This is a genomic window from Acinetobacter sp. CIP 102529, from assembly GCF_000368325.1.
GTDB lineage: Bacteria > Pseudomonadota > Gammaproteobacteria > Pseudomonadales > Moraxellaceae > Acinetobacter > Acinetobacter parvus.
In genome coordinates, this window is record NZ_KB849355.1 from 1,755,255 (window position 1) to 1,781,126 (window position 25,872).

Consider the following 25,872-nt stretch of genomic DNA (forward strand, 5'->3'; position numbering starts at 1 on the left):
GTTGCAGATCAGGCAGAGTATCATAGCGGCTGATTTATCTGATCAAGAGTTTATCTATGTCAAGTTGGTTTCCAAAATGGCAGCCGTATCAGGGAAAGATTGATCATCGCCCTGTTGCGACAAACGAATATTTACCGCCCTTACAAAGTGCGGTGCTCGGGGTTCAACACGCATTTGCAATGTTTGGCGCAACCGTACTTGCCCCATTGCTGATGGGATTCAATCCCAACCTTGCCATTTTAATGTCAGGGATTTGTACCATTATCTTCTTTCTGATCACAGGTGGACGTGTTCCAAGTTACCTAGGTTCAAGCTTTGCCTTTATTGGTGTGGTGGTGGCCGCAACTGGTCACATAACTGGATCAGGAGCCAATCCAAACCTTGCGATTGCACTCGGCGGCATTGTGGCCTGTGGTATTTTCTATGCCCTGATTGGCTTTGCCGTGATGCTGACTGGCACACGCTGGATTGAAAAACTGATGCCACCTGTGGTGACAGGCGCAATCGTGATGATCATTGGTCTCAACCTTGCCCCTGTGACCATCAAGGGTGTGGCAGGACAGCCTTTTGACATGTGGATGGCACTGATCACAGTACTGTGTATGGGCATTATCGGGGTGTTTACCAAAGGCCTGCTACAGCGTTTACTTTTATTGGTGGGTTTATTGATTGCATACGGACTTTATGCTGTTGCAACCAATGTGCTCGGCTTAGGTAAAGCCATTGATTTTTCTCAGATTGCAGCCGCGCCATGGTTCGGTATTCCAAGCTTCTCACATCCAGCGTTTGACATGAATGCAATTCTGATTATTGCCCCTGTGGCACTGATTCTGGTTGCCGAGAATTTAGGCCATATCAAGGCAGTGGGAGCGATGACAGGCGAAAACCTGACCCCACAATTGGGCAAGGCCTTTGTTGCCGATGGTTTAGCCACCACCCTGTCAGGTAGTGTCGGTGCGCCTGGCATGACCACCTATGGTGAAAATATTGGAGTGATGGCCGTTACCCGTGTCTATTCAACCATTGTGTTTGTAATCGCTGGTGTGTTCGCCATTTTTCTGGGGCTTTCACCAAAGTTTGGCGCGGTGATTAGCACCATTCCAACAGCAGTTCTGACAGGAGCCTCCATCGTGGTGTTTGGCTTGATCACCATTGCTGGAGCGAAAATCTGGATCGAAAATAAAGTCGATTTTTCTAATAATAAAAACCTGATTGTTGCATCTGTCACCATTATTTTAGGTGCAGGTAACTTTGAATTACTGTTTGGTAGCTTTAATTTAGGTGGCATTGGAACAGCAACTTTTGCTGCGATTTTCCTGAATTTGTTGTTTAGCTTAAAAGATAAAAACTAAAATCGTGGGCAGCTTAGGCTGCCTTTTTTATTTATTCTTGGCTTTCCTGCTTATATTTCTCTTCCAGCACATTACTGATAATACTTTCAATCATCCATACCCGATACAGGCTATTAAACACATAGTTCTGTCCATCGATCCGTAATTCCAGTACAGGAAAGTCGGGTTGGTGCTTCTGCTGGCATAGCTCATCATTCTGTTTTAATAAAGCCTCAACATCCTGTTCGGTGACCTGCTCAATCTGCAAGCGCTTTTGCATCCGCTGAAAATGCGCCTTAAAGGATAAATCCTTACCTCGTGTCCATACGCTTTCCAAAATCTGGTGGATCACATCCACCTGCTGTTCCTCTGCAACACTGTAAAACAGCTTCGCCATTTCATAGGTGGCTTCTTTAGTTGGACGACAGAATGGGGTGAATGCCACCTGTGTACGTTTGGAAACACGAGTCGCGAGACTCCAGTCAAACCAGTCTCGCCCATGATAGCTCAGCGGATAAACGCTCAATTGAATATTATAATAATTGGCCAGCTCTTCCTTGATATAGGCCAGCAACAGCCAGCTCATCGGGTCTTCAAGTGCAATATACAAATCCAGCTCTGGTTGCAATGCCTGAACTTCTGCCAGTGCCTCACCATCATTGATCAGATGTTCACACCATTCAATATGGTTGATCAGGAAAATTGGATTGCCCGTCAGCAGTTTTTGCTGTTTAAGACGGCGGGTTAGACGCAGCAAATCATCTACAGCCTGATATTTACGTTCGCCAAATTCGAAATAGCTGGCGGCTACAGGTACATCTTTAAAGATACGCTCAGGATAATCCTGTGGCGCCTGATGCTGGCTTGCCATGGCATACAGGGTACGCAACTTTCCATATTGCTGCTGCCACAGCATATGAAACACATCTTCAAGCAAATGCAGGAAATTTTGTTCTCGTAATGGGGTATTTCTTAAAATTGTCTCAGCCTGCTGTAAAGCTTCTGCACTAGGAATCTCTGGGGTGTCATCAAAACCAAAACGGTGCTGTTTGGCGAGGATTTTTGCATCATTTAGACAGTAACTTTGCCAATCCTGTCTGGACATGCCATTCGGGGGTTCTGCATCCTGTCTTGAGATAATGACTTTTAGGGGTTTGAGTTCATCACTCAAGATCTCATTGAGTTGATCAAGCTGCTGCACTGCCAGATAGCTATAAACATCATCCAAACGAAGGTAAATCGTTAAACCCTGTTCCGTGGGTAACACCGCCTGACGAGAGGGTTTTTGATAGAACCAACTCGATCGGATGGGATCAAACCAACGACGTAACAAAGACATGTCAATCGCCTCTAAGCGTAATGAATTTATAGAAAAGTAGATTATATTCTCAAGTTTACTGGCAAATGAGAATCAAGTGTATTCAGTATTTTATATTATAAAATGAGAAAAAAGTCCCTTTTTTATCAAAAGGGACTGAATGGGCTTACAAAACTCGTACCGCACCTTTTGCGGCACTGGTTGAGTGCATCGCATAAATCTTCAAGGATTTAGACACTTTACGTTTACGCTCTTCCACTGGATGCCAACCTTTGGCTTCCTGTGCCGTACGACGGTGTGCCATCGTTGCATCATCAACATCAAGGTGAATGCTACGATTCGGAATATCAATTTGGATGGTATCACCATCTTCAACCAGACCAATTGCACCACCTTCCGCTGCTTCTGGAGACACGTGACCAATGGATAAACCTGAAGAACCACCAGAGAAGCGACCATCGGTAATCAAGGCACAGTCCTTACCCAAACCTTTCGACTTCAAGTAACTGGTTGGGTACAACATTTCCTGCATGCCTGGACCACCACGTGGGCCTTCATAACGAATGACAACGATGTCACCTGCCACGATCTTATGATCTAAAATCGCTTCAACCGCTGAATCTTGGCTTTCAAACACGCGAGCCGTTCCCGTGAATTTAAGAATCGAATCATCCACACCCGCAGTTTTCACGATACAACCATCTAAAGCAATGTTGCCGTAAAGGACTGCCAAGCCACCATCTTTAGAGAAAGCATGTTCAGCATTACGAATCACACCTTTCTCACGGTCACCATCCAAAGTTGAATAATAACGGTTTTGTGAAAATGCCACTTGAGTTGGAACACCACCTGGTGATGAGCGATAGAACTCATAAACATCTGCATCTTCAGTGCGGATAATATCCCACTTGTCTAAAGCATCTTTGAGAGTAGGTTCATGTACCGTTGGGCAAGAGGTGTTCAGTAAGTGAGCACGATCGAGTTCACCCAAGATCGCCATGATACCCCCAGCACGGTGTACATCTTCCATATGCACATCCGACTTTGCAGGTGCAACTTTAGACAATACAGGTACTTTACGAGATAAATTGTCGATATCATCCATAGTGAAATCAACTTCTGCTTCATGTGCAGCAGCAAGCAAATGCAATACGGTATTGGTAGAACCACCCATTGCAATATCCAAAGTCATCGCATTTTCAAATGCTGCTTTGGTTGCAATTGAACGTGGCAGAATGCTGTCATCATTTTGTTCATAATAACGCTTCGCAAGTTCAACGACTAAACGACCTGCTTTTAGGAATAGTTTTTTGCGGTTAGCGTGAGTTGCAACAATAGAACCATTACCCGGCAATGATAAACCTAAAGCTTCAGTTAAACAGTTCATTGAGTTTGCAGTAAACATACCCGAACATGAACCACACGTTGGACATGCCGAACGCTCAAATGCTGCAACTTCTTCATCGGTATAGCTTTCATCTGCTGCAACGACCATGGCATCAACTAAGTCGATTGCCTTTTCATCACCACGGAATTTGACTTTACCCGCTTCCATAGGACCGCCAGATACGAACACCACTGGGATATTCAAGCGCATTGCAGCCATCAGCATTCCTGGTGTGATCTTGTCACAGTTCGAGATACACACCATTGCATCGGCACAATGTGCATTCACCATATATTCTACAGAATCGGCAATTAAATCACGTGATGGTAGTGAATACAGCATCCCGTCATGGCCCATGGCAATCCCGTCATCAACGGCAATGGTATTAAATTCTTTTGCGACACCACCAGAAGCTTCAATTTCTCGTGCAACCAGTTGCCCTAAATCTTTAAGATGCACATGTCCAGGAACAAATTGGGTAAATGAATTGACCACCGCAATAATTGGTTTGCCAAAATCTTCATCTTTCATACCTGTCGCACGCCATAAACCGCGCGCGCCAGCCATATTTCTTCCATGTGTTGATGTTTTCGAACGATAATCAGGCATTTTTGATTCCCAACAAGTTTGTGCTCGAGAAGAATAGAACATTCTCTCTGGCGAAATGATACTGAGCTGTTTCCATCATACTACAAGTTATCGTTTAACTGATGACCAACAGGCCTATCTTTTTTACACAAATGCAATTCAGCCCGTGAATTAGGGACTCGTCACGTTTTCGCTTATAATTTGCGATAAGTTTTATTTGGATTCCATTTGTGAAAATCATTTTTGCTGGTACGCCTGAATTTGCGGCAACCGCATTGGCGGCATTATTAAAAACATCACACCAGATCATTGCGGTTTATACCCAGCCTGACCGTAAATCAGGACGTGGACAAAAATTAACACCATCGCCTGTTAAACAATTGGCACTTGAACACAGTTTACCTGTCTATCAACCTTTGAATTTTAAAGCGTCTACTGAAGAAGGTTTGGCAGCTCGACAAGAACTTGCTGCTCTAGGCGCTGATGTCATGGTGGTTGCAGCCTATGGTTTAATCTTACCGCAAGCGGTTTTAGATACCCCTAAATATGGTTGTTTAAATATCCATGGTTCGCTATTACCCCGCTGGCGTGGCGCAGCACCAATTCAACGTGCGATTGCCACAGGCGATACAGAAACTGGCATTACCATCATGCAAATGGCAGCAGGTTTGGACACAGGCGATATGATGTACAAAACCTATTGTCCAATTACAGCAGAAGATACCTCTGCAACCTTGCATGACAAATTGGCGACTCAAGGTGCTGAAGCGATTTGTGCCGTGCTTGAGTCAGAGCAAAGCTTGCAGGATTTTATCGAAAAACGTGAAGTTCAAGATGAATCCCTCACGGTTTATGCACATAAATTAGTAAAATCAGAAGCACGTATTGATTGGACACAAACGGCAATCCAAATCGACCGCAATATTCGTGCGTTCAACCCTTGGCCTGTGGCTTTTATTCAATTGGATGAAAATAACGCCTTACGTGTTTGGAGTTCAATGCGCTCCGAGATCAGTAAAGCAAATGCTCAATTAGGTGAAATTCTTGCAATTGATAAGCAAGGCGTACATGTCGCTTGTGGTGAAAACAGTGTCGTGTGCTTAACCAGTTTACAGTGGTCAGGTGGTAAAGCGCTCAATGCTGTCCAAATTGCCCAAACTCAAAAACTACATCTTGGACAAATTCTCCCATGAGCCAATCGAATCAATCATCTGCAAAAAATTTGAATCTGCGCGCACAAGTGGTCAAAACACTTTTGGCGGTTCAAAACGGGCAATCTTTGGCTTCTGTTTTAAATCAACATATCAATATTGTTTCTGAACGTGACCGTGGTTTATATCACGAACTTACTTTAGGTTGTTTACGCCAATGGTTTTCTTTAAAAGCAATTACCTTACCCTTACTTACGAAGCCATTGGACAATGAAGCGCTAGAAAGTTGTTTATATCTAGGTTTATATCAAATTTTATGTACGCGTATTCCTGTACATGCTGCGATTTCAGAAACGGTAAATGCGGCTAAGCAACTCGGTTTTGAGCCAATGAGTGGTTTGGTCAATGCGATTCTGCGTCGTGTTTCACGTGAAACAGCTGAATTTGAAAGCGCTTTGAATAATACGCATGGTTTACCAAGCTGGTTATTCAAGCGACTTAAAAAAGATTGGCCTGAGCAAGCAGAAACTCTATGCCAAGCCTTAAAACAAGTGGCCCCTCTGACCCTGCGCGTCAATGAACGTCAAATCAGTCGTGATGAGTATCTTGATATTTTAGATGAAGAACAGATTGATGCCCGTCCTTGTATGCTTTCAGATGTGGGTATTATTCTGGAACAAACGGGCAATATTACCCATTTACCTGGTTTCGAAGAAGGTGGCTTTTCTGTTCAGGATGAACATGCCCAATTGTGCGCGATGCTTTTACCGAACTTAGATAACCAAGTGGTTGTCGATGCCTGTGCTGCACCAGGCGGTAAAGCTGCACATATCCTTGAGCGATTTAACCCGAAAAAACTGATTGCACTTGATCATGATGCAAAACGTTTACTGCGAGTTTCTGAAAATTTAGAACGTCTTGTACTAGATCAACATAATGTTGAGATCGTGACAGCTGATGCAACCACTTGGCAGGCACCAGAACCCGTCGATTGTATCGTGCTCGATGCGCCTTGTTCTGCAACAGGCGTAATTCGTCGTCATCCTGATATCCGTCTGCTCAGACAATCGACTGATATCGCACAGACAGTTGAATTACAAAAACAGATTCTTCAACAGATCTGGCAACAGCTCAAAGTTGGTGGAACGCTGTTGTATATCACCTGCTCCATTCTAAAAGCTGAGAATGAACAGCAAATGGCTGCATTCTTTGCGGAACATGCAGATGCAGAGGAAATCAAAATCGAAGCCAATTGGGGCATTGAACAGAACTACGGTCGTCAATTATTACCAACTGCACAATCAGGTGATGGTTTCTACTATTGTCAGATTAAGAAATTAGGCTAATAAAAAAGCAGGCTTCAAAGCCTGCTTTTTTTTTTGATTTAATTCAAACAATTTAAATGGTTACGATTGCTGCTATTTGGCAGCATTTTCATCATAAAAAGCAAACAGGCTTTAACCTAATTATTTCAGGAAATCAGTTAATTTGAGTAGGTCAAATACAATTATAATGGGTATTTTAAATGGCGATTCTGTCTAAACTCACCGATACACTGGCAATTAAAACAATTGAAGCCTATCAGCAACACCTCTCACCCATAAAGGGATTTAAATGCGCCGCGGGTCAGCTTTATGGTGGCACGACCTGTTCAGGTGCAGTCAAAAATATTGTCCAGAAACAGGGACTGATTTCAGGCCTGCCTGCGATCTACCGACAATTTTCCAGTTGCCATCAGGCTGCCAAAACCCTTGCTACATATCCGACCCAGCCCATGAATGCTTTCTGTTGCTGTGTCCTGCCGATTCCCTTGTAAATCTCCACCTGATTTGAATTCGTATAAAAAACAGCCCTACATTGAGGGCTGTTTTTTTACTCATTTACTAAAGCGTATGCTGGTCTTTTACATCTTCCAGAACATCATCTGCTTCTTCTGGATGCTTCATCAGATGCAGAATGGAAAAAGCCAGCCCACCCCAAATAAAACCCATTGAAACAATCATCATAATAATAGCGGAAGTATTCATTCTAGACTCCTAGCGATCTTTCATCTTGCTGAGCACCATTGCAACCACAGCACAGAAAATCACACTGCCCCATCCAAAGATGCCCAGTAAACTCATACTGTAGGTATCGTAACCATTTTTCACCAGATTAAATACCGTCATGCTTAAGGTGGTGAGCAGGATCAGTGAGGTAATCACGGTGAGGGTAAAATCCCATCCCTTGCCGAGTTGAATCGTTGAAATACGGTTGACATGGTCACGAAGCTCAAGCAGGGCTGAACGTTTAAACCACGCAATACTGATAATTGAAATCAATGCGCCACCAATAATCCCGATGTTATTGATGAAGTGATCGACGATATCCACCAGTTTAATCGCATTCACGCTTGAAAACAGGATCACTGAAACCAGTGCACTGCCCCCACCAATGATGGTTACTGCTTTCTTACGGCCCCATTTCAACTTGTCCTGCATTGCCGCAATTGGCACTTCCAGAATACTGACCATGGAAGAAATACCCGCCACAAACAGTGAGGAGAAGAACAATAGACCAAATAGGTCAGCACCCGCACCCAGACTTGAAATGATTTTTGGGAATGCAATAAATGCAAGGCCAATACCACCACTGACCACATCCTGCACTTCCTTGCCTGCGGTATGCGCCATAAAACCCAATGCCGCAAAAATACCAATACCCGCCAGAATTTCAGTTGACGCATTGGCAAAGCCAACGATCAAGCCAGAACCTGTCAAATTGGTTTTAGGCTTGAGATAGGAGGCATAGGTCACCATGATCCCGAAACCAACGGATAGCGAGAAGAATGTATGGCCATACGCCGCCAGCCACACTTTATAGTCCATCATCGCAGACCAGTTCGGAGTAAAGAATGCGTTTAAGCCCTCAACCGCACCAGGCAAACGTAGTGACTGAATCACAAGAATGGTGAACAGTACGAACAGCAACGGCATGAAAATCTTGTTGGATAATTCAACACCCTTTTTTACACCACCATATAGAATGACCAAGGTCAGCGCCCAGATTCCCACAATTGGCCAAAACAGGTGACTGACAAACTGAAAATCAAAACCCGTTGCCTTTGAAGTCTGCAAATAGGTATTGAAGAAGAAACTTTCTGGATCACTGCCCCACGCCTGACCGACTGAGAAATAGATATAACTTCCCGCCCAGGTCAGGACGCTGGCATAGTACAAACCAATAATGATACAGACACACACCTGCCACCAGCCAAGCGTCTCGCCGCCTTTAAACAGGGCACGGTAGGCTTTGGGTGGTGAATTACGCGCACGATGACCAGTTGCATAATCCAAGAATAAAAGAGGTAAACCAGCTGTAATCAGTGCGAGTAAATAGGGGATAAGAAACGCACCACCACCATTTTCGTAGGCAACATAAGGAAAACGCCAAATATTACCCAAACCTACAGCCGAACCAACGGCTGCAATAATAAAACCAGATCGTGATGTCCAGTTTTCACGAGAATCTGCCATATGACACCTAAATATATACCGCTGGCATTTTTCATACTGCGTTAGGTTTTATTATCCAACAGACATGAAAAGTGCCATAAAAATCCTGTTTTGCTTGCATGAAATTTCAACCTTGTGGGCCTCTCATTTTCATGAACAAACAAGCAAAAACCAAACCATCTTCCTTAAAGATTGGATTTTGTTTTTCTGCTTTTTAATAGCCGAACAATACCTGTTTTTATTTCTTTTTACTGTAATTTCTGTCTGAAAAATTATGTTTTTTAAATAATTGATTATTTTTCAACTGAATGTTATTTTAACCGTATAGTCAAATTATTGCCGTCCAGCATATAAAATATTCAAGTGAAATCCTCTTCCACCTACGCCTTTTGCATTTGTCCTTTTTATTTCCTTTTTAAAAAATTAAATTTAGATTACTGCATATTTTTCTGGATCACTATATGATTCGCCCAATCTTAGATGAATTCACAACAATTCATTACTTTTTTAGCGACTTAATTAGGAAAATTCAATGAAAGTATTAAAATTATCACTGCTTGCTCTAGGAATGGGCTTAAGCGGTTTGGCACAGGCAGATGTCATTGGTGTCAAGGGTGACCTAAGTTACTGGGCTTACGATGGTCAGGCCAACATGGCTGCCCAGACAGCGGCAAGTGATCAGGACCTTGAGCGTAAAGGTGCAGCCCAACTATCACTGGCAATCGAGCATCCTGTTCCACTTATTCCCAATGCCAAAATTCGCTATGTAAATTTAAAAACCCAAACTGAAAATGAAGTTGCTGGACAACCAGTCTATGACATTAACATGGATCATGCAGACTTCATTCTATACTATGAAATTCTGGATAATATCGTAAATGCAGATGTTGGTGTGGGTGCAACCACCCTGAACGGTCATGTCACCACTCTTGCTCTCAGCAAAACAGATATTGATAAGACAGTTCCTGTGATCTATGCAACAGCAGGTGCAAAACTTCCATTTACAGGTTTAAGTGCCAAGGGCGAAGTGCTGTATAGCAACTTCAATGATGCCAAGATCACCGATGCCCAGGCAGAACTACAGTACAACTTTATCGATAACCTACTGGTTGATGTGGGCTTAAAGGCAGGTTACCGTATTCTGGACATTAAATTGGACGACTACGAAAAAAATGACCTTAAATTTAATTTCAAGGGTCCTTATATTGGCTTAGATATCCATTTCTAAATATCAAGCCAGATTAAAAAGCGGAATCAAGTGATTCCGTTTTTTATATCTAAAACTATAGCTGAATACTTAATTTATCATCACACCTAAAACTATAGTCAAATCATTATAAAACTAATACAATGGTGCAATGAGTTATTCAGAACATTTTAGACGTAAAATTTTAGCTAAGCTTGAGGAAGGTTATTCTATTCGAGCGGTAGCTGCACAATTTGAAATTAATAAAAATACCATTGTTGAATGGAAGAAACGTATAGAGATTAAAAAAACTCGTGTACGTAAACCTTCTAAAATTAACGATGATGCTTTACGTGAAGATGTTGAAAAGTATCCTGATGCTTATCAATATGAACGTGCTGCACGTTTTAATTGTGGTGTTTCATCTATTGGTGCTGCATTAAAGCGCTTAAATATTACAGTTAAAAAAAGACGTTAAGCCATCCTAAAGCAGATACAAGGCTTAGGGATAAATTTATTCAGCAAGTGAATGAATTAGAAAAAAACCACCCGATTATTTATCTGGATGAAAGTGGTTTTAAGTCACATGATTATAGACCTCATGGCTATTCACGAAAAGGAGTACCCTGTTTAGGGCAATATAATTGGCAATTAAAGAATCAGACCAATGCCATTGGAGCAATCCATAAAGGGGATTTATTTTCAGTCGGTTTATTTGATTGCAAAATCAATTCAGATGTTTTTCATTTTTGGATTGAGCAATTCCTGATACCAGCATTACCTGAAAATAGTGTAGTGGTTATGGATAATGCAGCATTTCATAAAAGAGCAGATATTCAGGAATTATTGGAACAACAAGGGCATAAAATTCTTTGGCTTCCTGCATACAGCCCTGATTTAAATCCTATAGAACAGATGTGGGCATGGGTTAAACGTAAGCGTAAAGAATGGTTGATTGACTCAGTCGATGAGTTATTTCGAGTTTTTTTCGAATCCTGTATGAATAATAAAGTAGTTTGACTATATAGGAAATGAGGTTTTACAGATGTTTCCATGTGCTAATATTTTTAGAATTTAGCTATATAGATTCCTAAACCTCAATGTAAGCCGAAACCTACAACAATCGCAGAGATTGGCGAATATACCCATCTGGAGATTTTCACTATCATATAAAACATAGAGAGACAGGAAGTCTCATTCAAAACAACAAGATGCACAGGATGTGGTTGTTTATAGGAAATAAACAACAATAAACTGAATATAAAAGAAGCCCTGTCAGGATGATCGGGCTTCTTTTTTTTATTATTCTCACCCTGTAACAGAATTTGACAGCGTATCCATCGAGATACAATTCGCCGATGAAAACTCTACACTTTTCATGCTTTTGCATTGTTAACCTAGAAATCAAATAATATTGAGGAATTTCACAATGGTTAAAAAGGCATTATTTATCACATCAAATGTAGGCGTAGAGCATGATGAGCTGATTCAGCCACTGGAATTTTTAAAAGGCCAGGGAATTGAGGTCATACATGCCGCCGAAAAGACCGAACCTGTACAAACGGTAAAAAATGATAAAGAATCTGGGCCAAGCTACCCTCCACAGGCTTCCCTAGAGCAGGTCTCTGTAGAAGACTACGATATTCTGGTCATTCCTGGTGGTACAGTCAATGCTGACACCCTCCGTCTCAATGAACATGCACATAGGATCATTCAATATTTTACCGATCAAAACAAACCGATTGCCGCCATTTGTCATGCACCCTGGACCTTGATCAATGCCGAACGAATCAAGAATAAGAACCTGACCTCTTATAAAAGTATCCGCCTTGACCTGGAAAATGCGGGTGCACATTGGGTGGATGAAGCAGTTCATCGCTGCAATACCCATGAATGGCCTCTGATCACCTCACGCTGCCCAGATGACATCCCTCAGTTTAATGAGGCAATCCTAAAGGAACTGAACAGTATGTAACATTCTTCTTTTCATTATACTTTTCTATTTTTTCAGCAATAAAAAACCTCCCAACGTTGGTTGGGAGGTTTTGAAATTAAAAGCTGGCGATGACTTACTCTCACATGGCAAACGCCACACTACCATCAGCGCGAAGAGGTTTCACTTCTGAGTTCGGGAAGGGATCAGGTGGTTCACTCTTGCTATTGTCGCCAGCAAACTGTTGTGGTGTTTTGGGGTCTTATTGATCATGTTGTGTTTTCACTTCATGTCTGCCTTACTTACGAACCAAAGAGTTATTAACGGATTAGATATTGAGTCTAACTTTGTGTTCAGCATTTTAACTAGTTTTCACACTAAATCAAGTTATGTATTGAATTTATCTTGAATACAACAACTGTTTGGGTGTTGTATAGTCAAGCCTCACGAGCAATTAGTATTGGTCAGCTTCACACGTCACCGTGCTTCCACACCCAACCTATCAACGTCCTAGTCTCGAACGGCTCTTTAGAAGACATATAGTCTTAGGGAAATCTTATCTTGAGGTAGGCTTCCCGCTTAGATGCTTTCAGCGGTTATCCCTTCCGAACATAGCTACCCGGCGATGCCACTGGCGTGACAACCGGTACACCAGAGGTTCGTCCACTCTGGTCCTCTCGTACTAGGAGCAGATCCTCTCAAATTTCCAGCGCCCACGGTAGATAGGGACCGAACTGTCTCACGACGTTCTAAACCCAGCTCGCGTACCTCTTTAAATGGCGAACAGCCATACCCTTGGGACCTGCTTCAGCCCCAGGATGAGATGAGCCGACATCGAGGTGCCAAACACCGCCGTCGATATGAACTCTTGGGCGGTATCAGCCTGTTATCCCCAGAGTACCTTTTATCCGTTGAGCGATGGCCCTTCCATACAGAACCACCGGATCACTAAGACCTACTTTCGTACCTGCTCGACTTGTGGGTCTCGCAGTTAAGCGCGCTTTTGCCTTTATACTCTACGCGTGATTTCCGACCACGCTGAGCGCACCTTCGTACTCCTCCGTTACTCTTTAGGAGGAGACCGCCCCAGTCAAACTACCCACCAGACATGGTCCTCGCCCCGGATTACGGGGCAGAGTTAGAACCTCAACATTACCAGGGTGGTATTTCAAGGACGGCTCCATTGGAACTAGCGTTCCAACTTCAAAGCCTCCCACCTATCCTACACAAGTAAGGTCAAAGTTCAATGTCAAGCTGCAGTAAAGGTTCACGGGGTCTTTCCGTCTAGCCGCGGGTACACTGCATCTTCACAGCGATTTCGATTTCACTGAGCCTCTGCTGGAGACAGCGCCGCCATCATTATGCCATTCGTGCAGGTCGGAACTTACCCGACAAGGAATTTCGCTACCTTAGGACCGTTATAGTTACGGCCGCCGTTTACTGGGGCTTCGATCAAGAGCTTCGCTTACGCTAACCCCATCAATTAACCTTCCAGCACCGGGCAGGCATCACACCCTATACGTCCACTTTCGTGTTTGCAGAGTGCTATGTTTTTAATAAACAGTTGCAGCGGCCTGGTTTCTGCGGCTGCCAACCGCTCAGGGAGCAAGTCCCATCACCGTCAGCAGCGTACCTTCTCCCGAAGTTACGGTACCATTTTGCCTAGTTCCTTCAGCAGAGTTCTCTCAAGCGCTTTGGTCTACTCGACCTGACCACCTGTGTCGGTTTCGGGTACGATTCCTGTGTAACTGAAGCTTAGAGACTTTTCCTGGAAGCATGGTATCAGCCACTTCACTGTACAAGTACAGCTTGCTATCGACTCTCAGCATAGAGTACCCCGGATTTGCCTAAGATACATGCCTACTGTCTTCCACCTGGACAACCAACGCCAGGCTGACTTAACCTTCTCCGTCCTCTCATCGCATTACACAGAAGTATGGGAATATTAACCCATTTCCCATCGACTACGCCTCTCGGCCTCGCCTTAGGGGTCGACTCACCCAGCCCCGATTAACGTTGGACTGGAACCCTTGGTCTTTCAGCGAACGGGTTTTTCACCCGTTTTGTCGTTACTCACGTCAGCATTCGCACTTCTGATACCTCCAGCATACTTCTCAATACACCTTCTTCGGCTTACAGAACGCTCCCCTACCACGTAACTTAAAAGTTACATCCGCAGCTTCGGCACATAGTTTTAGCCCCGTTACATCTTCCGCGCAGGCCGACTCGACTAGTGAGCTATTACGCTTTCTTTAAAGGGTGGCTGCTTCTAAGCCAACCTCCTAGCTGTCTATGCCTTCCCACATCGTTTCCCACTTAACTATGATTTTGGGGCCTTAGCTGGCGGTCTGGATTGTTTTCCTCTTGACTACGGACGTTAGCACCCGCAGTCTGTCTCCCGGATAGTACTCATTGGTATTCGGAGTTTGCATCGGTTTGGTAAGTCGGGATGACCCCCTAGCCGAAACAGTGCTCTACCCCCAATGGTATTCGTCCGAGGCGCTACCTAAATAGCTTTCGGGGAGAACCAGCTATCACCAGGCTTGATTAGCCTTTCACCCCTATCCACAAGTCATCCCCTGGCTTTTCAACGACAGTGGGTTCGGTCCTCCAGTTAGTGTTACCCAACCTTCAACCTGCTCATGGATAGATCGCCTGGTTTCGGGTCTATACCCAGCAACTAAACGCCCTATTAAGACTCGATTTCTCTACGGCTCCCCTATTCGGTTAACCTCGCTACTGAATATAAGTCGCTGACCCATTATACAAAAGGTACGCAGTCACCGAACATGTCGGCTCCCACTGCTTGTATGCATGCGGTTTCAGGATCTATTTCACTCCCCTCACAGGGGTTCTTTTCGCCTTTCCCTCACGGTACTGGTTCACTATCGGTCAGTCAGGAGTATTTAGCCTTGGAGGATGGTCCCCCCATATTCAGACAAGGTTTCACGTGCCTCGCCCTACTCGTCATCATTATGTGTGCCCTTTCGTGTACGGGAATATCACCCTCTACGTTCGCACTTCCCAGAGCGTTCCACTAAAACACACATAACTTAATGGGCTACTCCCCGTTCGCTCGCCGCTACTAAGGGAATCTCAATTGATTTCTTTTCCTAAGGGTACTGAGATGTTTCACTTCCCCTCGTTCGCCTTGCAACACTATGTATTCATGTTGCAATACCTACCTTATGGTAAGTGGGTTCCCCCATTCAGATATCTCCGGATCACAGGATATTTGCCGCCTCCCCGGAGCTTTTCGCAGGCTATCACGTCTTTCTTCGCCTCTGACTGCCAAGGCATCCACCACATGCACTTAATTACTTGACTATACAACCCCAAACAGTCGTTAATCCCTACAAGTAGGATTAAGACAATTAAATAAATAATTAATGATCTATTTAATCTACAGTTCGAAGTCCCGTGCACTTAAGCACCGTACAGCTTCAATCTAAATTCATATACCAAAACGCTTGATTCAGTGTTTTTGCTAGTTCTCATTTCTAACAACTCAGCTTAAAGAATTAATTCTTCTTGCTTTGTTATTGAATGAGTGAACAATTTATTTCAGACTCAAATTCTAATCTGTTAATGATTAACTACAGCCTCGTCAGCTTGCAGTAAACTGTGATAAATCACAGAAGTTAATAAATCTAAATCAATCTCTTGATTCACCTTATTTATTAAGTTCTATAATTTAAAAATATCTTTCACTACCATATTAGATCAGATACTACGCGCAGCATAGCTGCTTGTCTTGCGCTTCGGCAAAGCGTTGCTTTGCTGATCGAAGCTCTGGTGGAGACTAGGAGAGTCGAACTCCTGACCTCCTGCGTGCAAAGCAGGCGCTCTACCAACTAAGCTAAGTCCCCAGCTTACAATCATAATGAACGATATATCTTTTTATCTAGTAGCTTGTGATTATTCATCACTTCGTCAGTAGTGGTGGGTCTGACAAGACTTGAACTTGTGACCCCACGCTTATCAAGCGTGTGCTCTAACCAACTGAGCTACAGACCCTGAGAAATAAAAGAAGAGATCGTTGATCTCTTCTTTTATTTCGCAAGACAAGCGCAGCGCGTAGTGCACGACTTATCTCTAAAATTAAAAAAGAGAAACAATACTTTTTCTATCTTTCATTCGATATATCTCGAAGAACAACTTGTTGTGGATTCTTACCGATCGTCAATCTTTCGTTAAGGAGGTGATCCAGCCGCAGGTTCCCCTACGGCTACCTTGTTACGACTTCACCCCAGTCATCGGCCACACCGTGGTAAGCGTCCCCCCTAAGGTTAGACTACCTACTTCTGGTGCAACAAACTCCCATGGTGTGACGGGCGGTGTGTACAAGGCCCGGGAACGTATTCACCGCGGCATTCTGATCCGCGATTACTAGCGATTCCGACTTCATGGAGTCGAGTTGCAGACTCCAATCCGGACTACGATCGGCTTTTTGAGATTAGCATCCTATCGCTAGGTAGCAACCCTTTGTACCGACCATTGTAGCACGTGTGTAGCCCTGGCCGTAAGGGCCATGATGACTTGACGTCGTCCCCGCCTTCCTCCAGTTTGTCACTGGCAGTATCCTTAAAGTTCCCATCCGAAATGCTGGCAAGTAAGGAAAAGGGTTGCGCTCGTTGCGGGACTTAACCCAACATCTCACGACACGAGCTGACGACAGCCATGCAGCACCTGTATGTAGATTCCCGAAGGCACCAATCCATCTCTGGAAAGTTTCTACTATGTCAAGGCCAGGTAAGGTTCTTCGCGTTGCATCGAATTAAACCACATGCTCCACCGCTTGTGCGGGCCCCCGTCAATTCATTTGAGTTTTAGTCTTGCGACCGTACTCCCCAGGCGGTCTACTTATCGCGTTAGCTGCGCCACTAAAGCCTCAAAGGCCCCAACGGCTAGTAGACATCGTTTACGGCATGGACTACCAGGGTATCTAATCCTGTTTGCTCCCCATGCTTTCGTACCTCAGCGTCAGTATTAGGCCAGATGGCTGCCTTCGCCATCGGTATTCCTCCAGATCTCTACGCATTTCACCGCTACACCTGGAATTCTACCATCCTCTCCCATACTCTAGCTGACCAGTATCGAATGCAATTCCTAAGTTAAGCTCAGGGATTTCACATCCGACTTAATCAGCCGCCTACGCACGCTTTACGCCCAGTAAATCCGATTAACGCTCGCACCCTCTGTATTACCGCGGCTGCTGGCACAGAGTTAGCCGGTGCTTATTCTGCGAGTAACGTCCACTATCCTAGAGTATTAATCCAGGTAGCCTCCTCCTCGCTTAAAGTGCTTTACAACCAAAAGGCCTTCTTCACACACGCGGCATGGCTGGATCAGGCTTCCCCCCATTGTCCAATATTCCCCACTGCTGCCTCCCGTAGGAGTCTGGGCCGTGTCTCAGTCCCAGTGTGGCGGATCATCCTCTCAGACCCGCTACAGATCGTCGCCTTGGTAGGCCTTTACCCCACCAACTAGCTAATCCGACTTAGGCTCATCATTTAGCGCAAGGTCCGAAGATCCCCTGCTTTCCCCCGTAGGGCGTATGCGGTATTAGCATCCCTTTCGGAATGTTGTCCCCCACTAAATGGCAGATTCCTAAGCATTACTCACCCGTCCGCCGCTAAGATTAGGTGCAAGCACCCAATCCCCGCTCGACTTGCATGTGTTAAGCCTGCCGCCAGCGTTCAATCTGAGCCATGATCAAACTCTTCAGTTTAATATCATTAGTAGCTTATGGCTACAAATCTTGGCTCATCAATTTTCTGACTAAAAATTCGCTCAAATAAACTTCGAGAAATTTCTACCATTCAATCAATGATAATATATCGATCAATCAATCAGTAAAAATCCACACAAGTTGTTCTTCTATTCTCTTAATGATCTTCTCACCGCTTCGTCAGCGATAAGTAAACGCAATGAATATCTAGCAACTTAACCGTTAAAGCTAAGTTCTTTTGCTTCATTGCGTTGGGATGTATGCATTATAGGAGATTTTTTTTGGTGCGCAAGTGTTTTCAAAGCACTGTTTTATTGAGTGTTGTTTTTTTACTCATAAAAATGTTTATATTTACCGCTATTTTATTTCATTTATATGAAAATAAAGCAGAAATATTTTATTTATATTTCTGCTTTGCTTTTTACTTTTTGTGTTTTATCTGAACACTGATAATTTTAATTGGTTGTTTTGGTACATTCTGGTGCATTCCATAGTTTCCAGTAGGTACTTTTACAATTTTATCGACAATGTCCATTCCCTTGGTGACTTTACCAAATACCGCATAACCTGCATCCATCGTTGAACGGTTGAGGAAGTTATTGTCAGCGACATTAATAAAGAACTGGCTTGTTGCAGAATTGGGATCACTGGTACGTGCCATTGCCAAAGTACCACGATTATTTTTCAGGCCATTAATCGCTTCATTTACAATAGGGGCCTTTGTGGTCTTCTCAATCATGTTTACATCCATGCCGCCACCCTGAATCATGAAACCTGGAATAACGCGATGAAAAATTGTTCCTGAATAGAAGTTACTCTTCACATAATTTTCAAAGTTCTTTGCTGATATAGGTGCCTGATCATCATATAGTTCTATTTCAATCGTCCCCATACTGGTTTTCATATCGACCAGCGTATTTGCAAATAAAGAACCACTTGCCAGAATTAGACTTGTTGCAATGAACAGCTTTTTCATAATTGCTTTTCTCGACCTGTAAAATAGATTTGTTGTAGCCCATCATCTTATGTTTTGCAAATCCATTTTTGCTATTTTTATTTGTTGTCTACAATAAAACACCCATGTTCCACGTGGAACATAGGTTCATACTTGAATTAACTATGCTTGTCCCAAAACTTCCTGAAATTTTTCGCAATCTCGATGGTGTTACGTTTTGCCTTGCTGGAAATTGGCGTGATATTGATAAAGCCATGACTCTGGTCTGGGTAGTCCACATACTGGACCTTGACGCCATTCTGTCTGAGTTTGTGGCTATAAATCTCACCTTCATCATGCAGCAAGTCATGTCCAGCAGTAAGGACATAGGCAGGCGCCAGTTTTTTAAGATTGCCATAGGTGGGAGAAACAAGGGGATTATCCAAAGCAACATTGTGCTGGGTTGCATAGTATTCGGTCACGTAATCGACATCCTTACTGGTAAGGACCAAGCCCTGACCATAGGCATAGAAAGATGGGTGACGACTTTTGAAGTCAACCGTAGGATAGATGAGTAATTGTGCCTGTGGTGCATAGGATTTTCCAGCAGCGTGCTGTGCAACGACGGTACTGATATTACCCCCTGCGCTGTCGCCCGCCACAGCAATACGGTTTTTATAAATTTTAAGTTGACGGCGGTTCTGGTAAGCCCACGCCAAGGCGTCCTCACAGGATTGAATCAATTGTTGTGGTGATGCCTCAGGGGCAAGGGGATAGTCAATACTGAGCACCTGTACTTTTGCATACTTGGCAATAAGGCGACAGACTTCATCATGGGTATCCAAGCCACCCACCACAAACCCACCTCCATGATAGTAGACAATCATTGGGAGTTTTCTATTGGGAGCGGGATGGTAGTGTCTCGCAAATACGGTTCCGCTTTGTAAAGGTAGGCGGATATCTTCAACAGATTCAATAGAGGTTGGTTTATTTAGGATCGCAAGCATTTGTGCATCGAACTGTCGTCTTGATTCAATCGGATCATCACCAATAAAGCCTATACGTCCCTGCTTGATCTGAGCGGCCACAATACATTTGGTAAATGCGTCCAGGTCTGGATATTGGTAAGGGTATCCTAAAATCCTGGCTATCGACTCTTGTACAATCTTGGGCAGCTTATCAAGTGCTCGTGCAGCAGGACCTTGTCTTTTATCTAAAAGTGTTTGAATTTTCTGAGGTAATGCTGACACGTTTTTCCCCTGTTCCGCTCTGTCCATTGTTCTTGTCCTCTTTGACTATATGCCTGAATAAAGTCATAGATCAAGATCAAGCATTTAAAAAATATCTTGTAAACTAAAGGTCATATCTGAAAAAGTCATTAACCATTTTGCTTATCTATACCTGCTTTTTATGTCAATAAAAGTGATTTGCTTCATATATTTCCCCTCAATAACATCGAATACAAACTTTTTGTCTGTAGGGCAACATCATTGCGGTTTTGCCTATCAAGGCTTAGTATTGATTTGTTTGTCTCCTCTAATAGGAAACACTTTAAATTGCAATTATTGCTGAATAAAAACCCTGGATTAAGATAAATGTTGCACATCTTACAACAATCATAATAAACACGGATACCTTAAAAGCCATTCAGGTCTTTGTCTGCCTTGCCCATCATACCTATAACCAGTACTGGACCCTGTTTGATACAGATCAGCAACCGCAAAACTATCCATTAAATGTTACGTTCAAAAGCAATGATGTGATTGCACTTTATCAGATCTGCTTCAAGGCGCAGGGCGTTGCCATGCTGCCCATCCTGCTGGTGCGACAGGATATTGCACAACAACGTTTGCAACAAGTATTTACAGATTTTTCTGCACCTAACCTCGTCGTTAGTCTATCATCAAGGCAACATTTACCGAAAATCACACAAGAATTTATTGCTTTTGTCATCGAAAACTTAAATTTTTACTTAAATCAGCATAATTAAAAGATTTAAATGAACCTGAACGCTTGAATTTTGTCGTGTTGCCCATACCTCATCCGTATCTATGAATGACCAATATGTGGCAGTTCAGGTTTAACCCGATGAGCACTTATGCCAAAAGGGCTGTACATGTTTGAGAACTTTTTTAAACGGAGATCATCAATGGCTAATGAGCACAATGAGCAAGCTCAAGACATTCAAAATGAGCAACAAACTGAACAAACTCAAGCTGAAAGTGTAGAGCAGGCAAACGAGCTTAGCGTTGAAGATTTACAGGCTCAGATTAGCAAGCTTGAAGAAAGCCTGAAACTTGAAAAGGTGCGTACCGCAAATGCTGTGTATGAGGCACAAAAAAGTGTGGAGCGTATCCAGCGTGAATCGGAAAAGCACAAAGATACGGTGCTGGAAAAGTTTGCAAAAGAGTTGTTGGATTCTGTCGACAACCTTGAACGTGCGATTCAGGCGGCTGGTGAAGAACAGACACCTGTACTCGAAGGCGTGAAATTGACCCTGAAATCGCTTTTGACCACACTGGAAAAATTTGGCGTGGTTGAGGCAAATACCCAAAATGGCTTCAATGCCGACTTACACCAAGCGGTAGGTATCGATCCAGATGCCAAGGCCAATGAGATTGGTACGGTGTTGCAGAAAGGCTATACCCTGAATGGACGTTTACTTCGTCCTGCGATGGTGATGGTGGGTCAATAATGCGTGTGAGCAAGCGTTTTTTGCTCAAAAATGCAGAAATTTGAGAGTTTTTTGATTTTTTTTCATAAAAATGCTTGAAAAAAACCGATTGACTCTCATATCGAATAACAAGCAAAACATTGCAACAAAATTTTAGAGGAACACACCAAATGGCGAAAATTATTGGTATTGACTTAGGTACTACCAACTCATGTGTTGCTGTACTTGAAGGCGATAAAGTAAAAGTAATCGAAAACGCTGAAGGCGCACGTACAACTCCATCGATCATCGCTTATAAAGATGGCGAGATCTTAGTGGGTCAAAGTGCTAAGCGTCAGGCTGTAACCAACCCGAAAAATACATTATTCGCGATTAAGCGTTTAATCGGTCGTCGTTATGAAGACCAAGCGGTACAAAAAGATATCGGTCTTGTACCTTACAAAATCATCAAAGCAGACAATGGCGATGCTTGGGTTGAAGTAAACGGTAAAAAATTAGCACCTCAACAGATCTCTGCTGAAATCTTGAAAAAGATGAAGAAAACTGCAGAAGACTATTTAGGTGAAACCGTTACTGAAGCGGTAATTACCGTTCCTGCTTACTTTAACGATGCTCAACGTCAAGCAACCAAGGATGCAGGTAAAATTGCAGGTCTTGATGTTAAACGTATCATTAACGAACCAACGGCTGCGGCACTTGCGTTCGGTATGGACAAAAAAGAAGGCGATCGTAAAGTTGCAGTTTACGACTTAGGTGGTGGTACTTTTGACGTATCAATCATTGAAATCGCAGACCTTGATGGCGACCAGCAAATCGAAGTGTTATCGACTAACGGTGATACATTCCTTGGTGGTGAAGACTTTGATAACGCCTTGATTGAATTCTTGGTTGAAGAATTTAAGAAAGAACAAAGTGTGAACTTGAAAAATGATCCACTTGCGTTACAACGTTTGAAAGAAGCTGCTGAAAAAGCAAAAATCGAGCTTTCTTCATCAAATGCAACTGAAATTAATCTTCCATATATCACAGCTGATGCAACTGGTCCTAAACACTTAGTGATCAATGTAACGCGTGCAAAACTTGAAGGTTTAGTTGCTGATTTAGTTGCTCGTACAATCGAGCCTTGCAAAATCGCGCTTAAAGATGCTGGTCTTTCGACTTCAGACATCTCTGACGTAATTTTAGTTGGTGGTCAGTCTCGTATGCCACTTGTACAACAAAAAGTACAAGAATTCTTTGGTAAAGAGCCACGTAAAGACGTGAACCCTGACGAAGCAGTTGCAATCGGTGCTGCGATTCAAGGTGCGGTATTGTCTGGTGACAAAACTGACGTTCTTTTATTAGACGTAACTCCATTAACTTTAGGTATTGAAACAATGGGTGGTGTATTAACACCAATCATTGAGAAGAACACCACGATTCCTGCGAAGAAATCTCAAGTGTTCTCAACTGCTGCTGACAACCAACCAGCTGTAGACATTTCTGTGTTCCAAGGTGAACGTAAAATGGCTCAGCAAAACAAATTGTTAGGTAACTTCCAATTAGGCGATATCCCACCTGCTCCACGTGGCGTACCGCAAATTGAAGTATCGTTCGACATCAACGCTGACGGTATCTTAAAAGTATCGGCTAAAGATAAGAGCACTGGTAAAGAGCAATCAATCCAGATTAAAGCGAACTCAGGTTTGTCTGATGCTGAAATCGAAGCAATGATTAAAGATGCTGAAGCGAATGCTGAAGAAGACCGTAAATTTGAAGAGTTAGCGAAAGCGCGTAACGAAGCAGATGCTTTAGTATCTAGCTCGAACAAAGCAGTTAAAGATCTAGGTGACAAAGTGACTGAAGATGAAAAAACTGCAATCGCTACTGCGGTTTCTGAGCTTGAAGCAGCAACTAAAGAAAATGATGTTGAAGACATCAAAGCGAAAACTGAAGCTTTACAAAACATCTTGATGCCAATCACTCAACGTGCTTATGAACAAGCACAAGGTGCTGGCGGCGCAGAAGGTTTTGATCCAAATGCATTCCAAGGTGGTGATGCGGGTCAACAACAAAAAGCGGACGATGGCGTTGTAGATGCTGAGTTCACAGAAGTTAAAGATGACAAAAAATAATTTGTCTCTTTAAAAAAGACCGCGCGAAAGCGCGGTTTTTTATACTTTCTATTTTATTTATTTTGATCGAAATATAGTTCACCCAAAATCGGCATAAATAAAGGCACTACCCCACAAGCTTTTATTTCTTCTAAAAATTCAGGGATATTGACACCAGGTAACAATTTTGGTGGTTGATCAATAGGCGTTAGCATCGTATCCCAATGACATGGAATAATATATTTTGGTTTGAGTAGCCGCACTACATCCTTAACATAGTTGGGGCGATATTTACGTCCAATCGCACATAGACACACAATATCAGCCTCTCGCCCCTGCAATTCCTGCTCAATAAAGTCGGCTGAATCAATATGCACCACACTGAGCTTGCCCGTATGAATCCACCAGTTGAAGACCTGCCCATGCCGTAAATGATGAAATTTCGGCGGATAAGGCGGAGGTGTGGTCATATCCCCTGGTAAAGGCACGCGACCAAACAGTGCCTTACCGTGTATGGATGGCAAACCCACAACTTGCCATTTTCCACAGTCAATGGTTTCCCGCCCCTTTGTTTCAAGCATCTGCTGTTCCGACAGGCCTGCTGAACGTCCATACATTAATGTGGCCTGTGAACCAATTAACCGTGCCCCCGTTTGTTTACACACTTCTGGCGCATCCAGAATATGATCGTAATGTGCATGACCAATCAGCACCTCATCCGCCTTTGAGATATACCGTTTCACTAATGCTGGATCGCTCAATAAAGGTTGGGTAAAGGTCTGCCACAGGCTTGGACGGCTAATAAAGGGATCGAGCACCACCGTGCGATGCTGGTCAGACAGGATAAATCCCGCTGTCCCCAAATACCTGATTTTTAAATTTTCAACTGTTGCCTGAGCGGGCGATGCAGCAGCCCATCCTGCCTCGGGAGCTTTAAGTAAATATTTCAGCATCCTTATTCCTTGGTCTTTTTCTATTCATCCATGTTTTATCAATTCATTAAAACAGAATCAGAAGAATGATTATATATTTTTCCTCTGTACACGACAAATTTCACAGAACCCTTATCCTATCAGGATTCTGCTTTCTTAAAATTGCCAAAATTTCCTTAAACTCTTCTTTTTTCCCAAAACCAATTAAATGCTGAATCGCCATTTGAACATATAGTCCGTACGTCAAAAAACCAATACAATACCGATATGAGTTATCCAATACATTTTAGAAAGAAAATATTAGCCAAGCTTGAAGAAGGTCAATCTATCCGAGCGGTTGCTCAACACTTCGAAATTGATAAAAATACAATTGTCGAATGGAAAAAGCGAATCGAAATAAAAAGAACTCGACCAAGAAAACCATCTAAAGTTGATGATGATGCCTTACGTGCAGATGTTGAGCAATATCCTGATGATTATCAATATGAACGCGCTGCTCGTTTTGGTTGTGGTACTTCTACAATTGGAGATGCGCTCAAGCGTCTAAATATCACAGTTAAAAAAAGACCTTACGGCACCCGAAAGCAAAAACAGAACTCAGAGAGCAGTATTTAAAAGATTTAAACCGATTAAGGTGTCAACACCCGATCATCTATCTTGATGAAAGTGGATTTAAATCTCATGAACATAGACCTCATGGTTATTCAAAACAGGGAACTCCTTGTTATGGAACATATAATTGGCAATTAAAAAATCAAACCAATGCAATAGGAGCAATCCATGAGGGTAAGTTATTTGCAGTTGGTTTATTTGATTGCAAAGTAAATTCGGATGTATTTCATTTTTGGGTAGATCAGTTTTTATTACCAGAATTACCCTCGAATAGTGTAATTGTCATGGACAATGCAGCTTTCCATAAACGACAAGATATACAAGATCTATTAACCCAACATGGGCATCAAATACTTTGGTTACCACCGTATAGTCCTGACCTTAATCCTATTGAAAAAATGTGGGCATGGGTGAAAGCAAAAAGGAAAAAATGGTTGGTTAACTCAATAGATAAGCTTTTTAGTCGTTTCTTTAACGAGTGTATGGGTAATTAAACGGTTTGACTATA

At 43.0% G+C, this 25,872-nt stretch carries 18 protein-coding genes, 2 tRNA genes, 3 rRNA genes and 3 pseudogenes; 13 read left to right on the forward strand and 13 right to left on the reverse strand.

Annotated features, from left to right (window positions below; all coding sequences use genetic code 11):
• Positions 1–56: 56 nt before the first annotated feature.
• Positions 57–1,352, forward strand: a complete 1,296-nt coding sequence (locus tag F972_RS13805) for a solute carrier family 23 protein (protein ID WP_004770003.1) — start codon at positions 57–59, stop codon at positions 1,350–1,352.
• 31 nt (positions 1,353–1,383) lie between these two features.
• Here F972_RS13805 and F972_RS13810 read toward each other — a convergent pair whose 3' ends face one another.
• Both F972_RS13810 and ilvD read right to left on the reverse strand, forming a co-directional pair.
• Positions 1,384–2,670 (reverse strand): hypothetical protein, encoded by a 1,287-nt coding sequence (locus tag F972_RS13810; RefSeq protein ID WP_004770006.1) that lies wholly within the window; start codon positions 2,668–2,670, stop codon positions 1,384–1,386.
• A 145-nt stretch (positions 2,671–2,815) separates the two neighbouring features.
• Complete coding sequence (gene ilvD / locus F972_RS13815) at positions 2,816–4,645, reverse strand: dihydroxy-acid dehydratase (RefSeq protein WP_034428198.1); 1,830 nt, start codon at positions 4,643–4,645, stop codon at positions 2,816–2,818.
• Positions 4,646–4,854: 209 nt separating this feature from the next.
• On the opposite strand from ilvD, the gene fmt reads away from it, so the two are divergent.
• The 3 genes from fmt to yidD all read left to right on the forward strand — a co-directional run bounded on the left by fmt (position 4,855) and on the right by yidD (position 7,591).
• Positions 4,855–5,817, forward strand: coding sequence for a methionyl-tRNA formyltransferase (gene fmt / locus F972_RS13820; protein ID WP_004756841.1), 963 nt, complete (start codon positions 4,855–4,857; stop codon positions 5,815–5,817).
• Complete coding sequence (gene rsmB / locus F972_RS13825) at positions 5,814–7,121, forward strand: 16S rRNA (cytosine(967)-C(5))-methyltransferase RsmB (RefSeq protein ID WP_004756840.1); 1,308 nt, start codon at positions 5,814–5,816, stop codon at positions 7,119–7,121. The genes fmt and rsmB overlap by 4 nt, the downstream gene beginning before the upstream one ends.
• 179 nt (positions 7,122–7,300) lie before the next feature.
• Positions 7,301–7,591 carry a membrane protein insertion efficiency factor YidD gene (gene yidD / locus F972_RS13830; RefSeq protein WP_004679216.1) on the forward strand — a complete coding sequence of 97 codons (291 nt, stop codon included), beginning with the start codon at positions 7,301–7,303 and terminating at the stop codon, positions 7,589–7,591.
• A gap of 67 nt (positions 7,592–7,658) precedes the next feature.
• Here the strand turns inward: yidD and F972_RS15580 are convergent, their stop codons facing one another.
• Both F972_RS15580 and F972_RS13835 read right to left on the reverse strand, forming a co-directional pair.
• Positions 7,659–7,802 (reverse strand): methionine/alanine import family NSS transporter small subunit, encoded by a 144-nt coding sequence (locus tag F972_RS15580; RefSeq protein ID WP_004679217.1) that lies wholly within the window; start codon positions 7,800–7,802, stop codon positions 7,659–7,661.
• A 9-nt stretch (positions 7,803–7,811) separates the two neighbouring features.
• Entirely contained in the window at positions 7,812–9,290 is a 1,479-nt protein-coding gene (locus F972_RS13835; RefSeq protein WP_004756837.1) for a sodium-dependent transporter, read from the reverse strand.
• A 511-nt stretch (positions 9,291–9,801) separates the two neighbouring features.
• On the opposite strand from F972_RS13835, the gene F972_RS13840 reads away from it, so the two are divergent.
• The 4 genes from F972_RS13840 to F972_RS13855 all read left to right on the forward strand — a co-directional run bounded on the left by F972_RS13840 (position 9,802) and on the right by F972_RS13855 (position 12,430).
• Positions 9,802–10,497: a TIGR04219 family outer membrane beta-barrel protein gene (locus F972_RS13840; RefSeq protein WP_004679219.1), complete on the forward strand. Its 696-nt coding sequence runs from the start codon at positions 9,802–9,804 to the stop codon at positions 10,495–10,497.
• Between the two features lie 130 nt (positions 10,498–10,627).
• On the forward strand, positions 10,628–10,933 hold the full coding sequence (locus tag F972_RS13845) for an IS630 transposase-related protein (protein WP_000122230.1): 306 nt from the start codon (positions 10,628–10,630) through the stop codon (positions 10,931–10,933).
• A gap of 47 nt (positions 10,934–10,980) precedes the next feature.
• Entirely contained in the window at positions 10,981–11,475 is a 495-nt protein-coding gene (locus F972_RS13850; RefSeq protein ID WP_004756835.1) for an IS630 family transposase, read from the forward strand.
• Between the two features lie 409 nt (positions 11,476–11,884).
• Entirely contained in the window at positions 11,885–12,430 is a 546-nt protein-coding gene (locus F972_RS13855; RefSeq protein WP_004679220.1) for a type 1 glutamine amidotransferase domain-containing protein, read from the forward strand.
• 81 nt (positions 12,431–12,511) lie between these two features.
• Here F972_RS13855 and rrf read toward each other — a convergent pair.
• From rrf to F972_RS13890, 7 genes are all read right to left on the reverse strand, one after another.
• Positions 12,512–12,626 (reverse strand): 5S ribosomal RNA (rrf, locus tag F972_RS13860).
• Between the two features lie 195 nt (positions 12,627–12,821).
• A 23S ribosomal RNA gene (locus F972_RS13865) occupies positions 12,822–15,715 on the reverse strand.
• Between the two features lie 466 nt (positions 15,716–16,181).
• Positions 16,182–16,257 (reverse strand) — tRNA-Ala (locus F972_RS13870).
• Between the two features lie 71 nt (positions 16,258–16,328).
• A tRNA-Ile gene (locus tag F972_RS13875) sits at positions 16,329–16,405 on the reverse strand.
• A 177-nt stretch (positions 16,406–16,582) separates the two neighbouring features.
• Positions 16,583–18,119 (reverse strand): 16S ribosomal RNA (locus F972_RS13880).
• Together the 16S, 23S and 5S rRNA genes with 2 tRNA genes alongside form the textbook arrangement of a ribosomal RNA operon.
• A 421-nt stretch (positions 18,120–18,540) precedes the next feature.
• A complete protein-coding gene (locus F972_RS13885) occupies positions 18,541–19,095 on the reverse strand; it encodes a peptidylprolyl isomerase (protein ID WP_004756834.1) in 555 nt (184 codons plus the stop codon).
• Between the two features lie 137 nt (positions 19,096–19,232).
• Positions 19,233–20,303 (reverse strand): alpha/beta hydrolase, encoded by a 1,071-nt coding sequence (locus tag F972_RS13890; protein WP_010589408.1) that lies wholly within the window; start codon positions 20,301–20,303, stop codon positions 19,233–19,235.
• A gap of 410 nt (positions 20,304–20,713) precedes the next feature.
• Between F972_RS13890 and F972_RS15585 the strand changes: the two are divergent.
• The 3 genes and pseudogenes from F972_RS15585 to dnaK form a co-directional block, all read left to right on the forward strand.
• A pseudogene (locus tag F972_RS15585) lies at positions 20,714–21,043 on the forward strand (LysR substrate-binding domain-containing protein); the annotation flags it as partial.
• A 159-nt stretch (positions 21,044–21,202) separates the two neighbouring features.
• Positions 21,203–21,748 (forward strand): nucleotide exchange factor GrpE, encoded by a 546-nt coding sequence (gene grpE / locus F972_RS13900; protein ID WP_004675394.1) that lies wholly within the window; start codon positions 21,203–21,205, stop codon positions 21,746–21,748.
• 149 nt (positions 21,749–21,897) lie between these two features.
• Complete coding sequence (dnaK, locus tag F972_RS13905; RefSeq protein WP_004683859.1) at positions 21,898–23,841, forward strand: molecular chaperone DnaK; 1,944 nt, start codon at positions 21,898–21,900, stop codon at positions 23,839–23,841.
• Between the two features lie 53 nt (positions 23,842–23,894).
• Here the strand turns inward: dnaK and F972_RS13910 are convergent, their stop codons facing one another.
• The gene (locus F972_RS13910; protein ID WP_004683860.1) at positions 23,895–24,773 is read right to left on the reverse strand and encodes an MBL fold metallo-hydrolase; all 879 of its coding nucleotides are present in this window, start codon (positions 24,771–24,773) and stop codon (positions 23,895–23,897) included.
• Between the two features lie 100 nt (positions 24,774–24,873).
• Positions 24,874–24,996 (reverse strand): annotated as a pseudogene (locus F972_RS15955) (IS4 family transposase); the annotation flags it as partial.
• 23 nt (positions 24,997–25,019) lie between these two features.
• Between F972_RS15955 and F972_RS13915 the strand changes: the two are divergent.
• Entirely contained in the window at positions 25,020–25,367 is a 348-nt protein-coding gene (locus tag F972_RS13915; RefSeq protein WP_004676962.1) for an IS630 transposase-related protein, read from the forward strand.
• Positions 25,368–25,384: 17 nt separating this feature from the next.
• A pseudogene (locus tag F972_RS16605) lies at positions 25,385–25,858 on the forward strand (IS630 family transposase); the annotation flags it as partial.
• Positions 25,859–25,872: the final 14 nt, after the last annotated feature.